At 71.3% G+C, this 4,794-nt stretch carries 2 protein-coding genes and 2 pseudogenes; 2 read left to right on the top strand and 2 right to left on the bottom strand.

Annotation, left to right across the window (positions count from 1 at the left end; translation table 11 throughout):
• Positions 1 to 130 precede the first annotated feature (130 nt).
• A pseudogene (locus PV721_RS41285) lies at positions 131 to 1,420 on the top strand (chitinase); the annotation flags it as partial.
• Here PV721_RS41285 and PV721_RS41280 read toward each other — a convergent pair.
• Together PV721_RS41280 and gabT are read right to left on the bottom strand one after the other, a co-directional pair.
• Positions 1,386 to 1,958, bottom strand: a complete 573-nt coding sequence (locus PV721_RS41280; protein WP_319733717.1) for a phosphatase PAP2 family protein — start codon at positions 1,956 to 1,958, stop codon at positions 1,386 to 1,388. The pseudogene PV721_RS41285 and the gene PV721_RS41280 overlap by 35 nt on opposite strands.
• 395 nt (positions 1,959 to 2,353) lie before the next feature.
• Complete coding sequence (gene gabT, locus PV721_RS41275) at positions 2,354 to 3,700, bottom strand: 4-aminobutyrate--2-oxoglutarate transaminase (protein WP_319733716.1); 1,347 nt, start codon at positions 3,698 to 3,700, stop codon at positions 2,354 to 2,356.
• Between the two features lie 237 nt (positions 3,701 to 3,937).
• Between gabT and PV721_RS41270 the strand changes: the two are divergent.
• Positions 3,938 to 4,794, top strand: a pseudogene (locus PV721_RS41270) (hypothetical protein); the annotation flags it as partial.

Below are 4,794 nucleotides of genomic sequence, written 5' to 3'. Positions count from 1 at the left end.
ACCTCGTACACCGTCCACCGGGACGGCGCCGCTCCGTTCTCCGTCACCTCCGCACCGGCGGCCAGTTCAGGGAGACCGAGATGGACGAGGTGGCGGAGGCCGTCAGGCCGGTGGGGGCGGCCAGTCCCAGCCCCCGGCCGCCCCCACCGGCCTGACGGCCTCCGCCACCTCGTCCATCTCGGTCTCCCTGAACTGGCCGGCGGTGCCCGGAGCCACCTCGTACACCGTCCACCGGGACGGCGCCGCTCCGTTCTCCGTCACCTCCGCACCGGCGGCCGTGACGGGCCTCGCCGCATCCACCGCGTACACCTTCCGGGTCAGCGCGGTGAACGCGGCGGGCGAGTCCCCGAAGAGCGCCCCCGCCTCCGCGACCACGACCGGCGGCGGTGGCGGCGGGGGAGGCCTGCCGGCGCACGCGCTGGTCGGCTACCTGCACGCGAGCTTCGCCAACGGCTCCGGATACGTCCGGATGGCCGACGTGCCCGCCTCCTGGGACGTCGTCAACCTCGCCTTCGGCGAACCGACTTCGGTGACCTCCGGCGACATCCGCTTCCGGCTCTGCCCGGTCGCCGAGTGCCCGAACGTGGAGTCGGAGGCGGAGTTCAAGGCCGCGATCAAGGCCAAGCAGGCCGCCGGCAAGAAGGTCCTCATCTCCATCGGCGGCCAGAACGGCCAGGTGCAGCTGGCGACCATCGCAGCCCGGGACGCCTTCGTCTCCTCCGTCAGCAAGATCATCGACGAATACGGTCTCGACGGCCTGGACATCGACTTCGAGGGCCACTCCCTCTCCCTCGCCGCCGGGGACACCGACTTCCGGGCCCCCACCACGCCCGTGATCGTGAACCTGATCTCGGCGGTCCGGACCCTGAAGGCCGAGTACGGCCCGGACTTCGTCCTGACCATGGCCCCGGAGACCTTCTTCGTCCAGCTGGGCTACCAGTACTACGGCTCCGGCCCCTGGGGCGGCCAGGACCCGCGCGCCGGCGCGTACCTCCCCGTCATCCACGCCCTGCGCGACGACCTCACCCTGCTCCACGTCCAGGACTACAACTCGGGCTCGATCATGGGCCTCGACAACCAGTACCACTCCATGGGCGGCGCGGACTTCCACATCGCCATGACCGACATGCTGCTCACCGGCTTCCCGGTCGCCGGTAACACCGCCAGCGTCTTCCCGGCCCTGCGCCCCGAACAGGTCGCGATCGGCCTCCCGGCCACCACCAACGCGGGCAACGGCCACACCTCGCCCGCGGAGGTGAACAAGGCCCTGAACTGCCTGACGAAGAAGACCGACTGCGGGAGCTACCAGACCCACGGCACCCGGCCCGGCCTGCGCGGCCTGATGACCTGGTCGATCAACTGGGACCGCTTCGGCGGCTGGGAGTTCAGCCGGAACTTCGACGGATACTTCGGCGGCTGAGCCGGCTCGGACCGCTGAGCCGGCTCGGACCGCTGGGCCGGCCGACCCGGTCCACCCCGAGCAACAGGGGCGTGCACATGAGCAGGCTGGCCAGCACGTCCAGCGGCCAGTGCCACCCCCGCAGGACCAGCCCGACGGCCGTCGCCCCCGTGAGCACGAGGGCGGCGGCCGTCGGCCAGGGACGGCGGGTGTACGGACGCACGAGCAGGGCCGCGCCGATGTAGGCGACGGCCGCGGTGGCCGTGTGGCCCGAGGGGAAGTAGCCGGCGGCCCACGGCTCCAAGGGGCCGGGCCGGGCGGTCCACTCCTTGAACGGGATGACCAGGGCCGGCACCAGGGCCATGGCCAGGCCCGCGGCCCCGGCGGCGAGGCGCCGGCCGCGCCACGCGGCGTAGGCCATGGCGAGCGCGAGGACGGGAACGGCGACCGGAATGTTCCCGAGGTCCGACAGGCGTTCGGTGACGGAGTCCGGGACGGTGCGCACCAGGGCGCGGCTCAGCGCGTGATCCGGACCCAGCAGCGGGCCGGAGACCAGCACCTGCCAGGTGATCAGGGAGAAGAGCAGGCCGCAGACGGCGGCGATCAGGAGAGGAGTGGCCGGCCGTCCCGGAACAGGGGGGATGGTTCCGGGACGGCCGCCCGGACCGGGTTGCCGGACGCCCCGGGGGGTTTGGGGCGAACGGCTGTCCGATCGGTGAGGAGTGTGCGCGAACGCATGCCCAATACGGCGCTGGGGAAGCCCGGTACTGGTGTCGCCCCCGGTTTCCCGTGAGCGGGGTGTCTCACTCATCTGCAGAAACCGTACGGCAGCAGAAGGGGGGCCGACAGCAGGATCGCGCTCCCGCCATCGGCCCCCCACAGCTTCTTCACAGCGCCCGCCCGTTACCGCCGGTAAAGAGGGGGTTGCTGCGTTCGGACGTTCTAGGCGTCCGCTCAGACGTCCGTGCCGATGGCGGCGAACGCGGCCTCGATGAGGTCCAGGCCCTCGTTCAGCAGGTCGTCGCCGATGACGATCGGCGGGAGGAAGCGGAGCACGTTGCCGTAGGTGCCGCAGGTGAGGACGAGCAGGCCCTCCGCGTGGCAGGCCTTGGCGAGCGCGCCGGCCGCCTCCGGGAACGGGGTCTTGGACACCGGGTCCTTGACCAGCTCGATCGCGATCATGGCGCCGCGGCCGCGGATGTCGCCGATGATCTCGTACTTCTCCTGCATGGCCGTCAGGCGGGCCTTCATGACCGACTCGATCTTCTTCGCCTTGGCGTTGAGGTCGAGCTTCCTCATGGTCTCGATGGAGCCGAGCGCACCGGCGCACGCCACCGGGTTGCCGCCGTAGGTGCCGCCCAGGCCACCCGCGTGGGCGGAGTCCATGATCTCGGCGCGGCCGGTCACGGCGGCGAGCGGCAGGCCGCCCGCGATGCCCTTGGCGGTGGTGATCAGGTCCGGGACGATGCCCTCGTCCTCGCACGCGAACCACTGGCCGGTGCGGCAGAAGCCGGACTGGATCTCGTCGGCGACGAAGACGATGCCGTTCTCGTTGGCGAACTTCACGATCGCCGGCAGGAAGCCCTTGGCCGGCTCGATGAAGCCGCCCTCGCCGAGCACCGGCTCGATGATGATCGCGGCGACGTTCTCGGCGCCGATCTGCTTGCTGATCTGGTCGATCGCCTGGGCGGCGGCCTCGGGGCCGCAGTTCTCGGCGCCGGTGGGCCAGCGGTAGCCGTAGGCGACCGGGACGCGGTAGACCTCGGGGGCGAACGGACCGAAGCCCTGCTTGTACGGCATGTTCTTCGCCGTCAGCGCCATCGTCAGGTTGGTGCGGCCGTGGTAGCCGTGGTCGAAGACGACGACGGCCTGGCGCTTGGTGTACGAACGGGCGATCTTGACGGCGTTCTCGACGGCCTCGGCGCCGGAGTTGAACAGGGCCGACTTCTTCGCGTGGTCACCGGGGGTCAGCTCGGCGAGCGCCTCGCAGACCTCGACGTAGCCCTCGTACGGGGTGACCATGAAACAGGTGTGGGTGAAGTCGGCGAGCTGCGCGGAGGCGCGGCGCACGACGGCCTCGGCGGAGGCGCCGACCGAGGTCACGGCGATGCCGGAGCCGAAGTCGATCAGGCGGTTGCCGTCGACGTCCTCGATGATGCCGCCGCCCGCGCGGGCCGTGAAGACGGGCAGGACGGAGCCCACGCCGCCGGCCACCGTCTGGAGGCGGCGGGCCTGCAGCTCCTGCGACTTGGGGCCGGGGATCGCGGTGACGATCTTGCGCTCCTGCGGGACAGCGGTCATAGAGGGCTCCTGGGGGGTGTTTTCGGACGCACTTGTGTCTTTGTCCGCAGGCTAGGCCCGGGGGCGGGGATCCTGCATGCTCCGTTCGGTAGTGATCTCGGCGTGTCCTTGTCCGCGACGGCCATAGAAGGGACGCGTCGCGCATCTTGTGGATCATTGCGGGGTGCGGGTCCAAGGCCCCCGTCGGGCACTAGATTGAGCGCCGCAGCGCATGGCACGGGCAGGGGGCAGGGGTTCATGGACACCGACGGTGCGTACGAGGGACAGGCGACCCGTGCAGGTCACGTGCCGAGACCTGCCGGCCCCCCCACGCACCCTCCGAAGCCCAGCTATGCCCCCGGCCGGGGACCGACCCTCACGGACTGGCTGCGCACCGCCCGCCCGGCCGCCGAGCCGGGCGTCTGGAGGTACGGCCACACCCCGCGCGCGGCTGTGGAAGCCGCGCAGACTCCCGACCGGGCCCTCGCCAGCGGCGCCGTCATCTCCTTCCTGGCCTGCGTCCTCGTCTGGTCGCTCATGCGCAACACCTACATCCCGTTCTGGGATGCTCCGCTGAACCTGTTCACCCCGGACAGCTGGTACTCCTCGAACGGCGAGCCCGTCATGGGGACGGGCGGGATGCGGGCCAAGCCGATCTACGAGCTGCTCTTCGTATCGGCACTCCTCTACGGCTTCGGCCGACTCGGCAGCTGGCGCACTGCCTGGGCCCGTCTGGTCGTCGCGCGCGGCCCCTGGGTCCAGGCTCTCGCGGTCGTACCCCTCGCCTACGTCACCCTCCTGCTCGTCGACAACCATCAGCTGCCGATCCGCCAGCTGGTCTTCGCGTTCCTGCCGTACACGAAAACCGACCAGGCGGCCAACCTGGAGCTCGACAACGCGGCGAAGACCGCGATCGACGTGGCCGTCGTCCTGGCCTTCGCCTGGCTAGGGGGCGCGGTCCGGTTGTTGCGCCGCCTCCGGCCGGCCCCTTCGGCGGCCGGGGCGGCCCCGGACCGCACGGGTGCGGCCGCGACCGAGGAACCGTCCGAGGACCCCGCGCGCTGGCCCCAGTTGCGGGCCGTGGGGATGGGGGAGGCTGCTGATCGGCTCGAGGG

The organism is Streptomyces sp. MB09-01 (genome assembly GCF_033794505.1).
Classification (GTDB): Bacteria; Actinomycetota; Actinomycetes; order Streptomycetales; family Streptomycetaceae; genus Streptomyces.
This window is presented reverse-complemented; position numbering and strand designations above follow the sequence as displayed.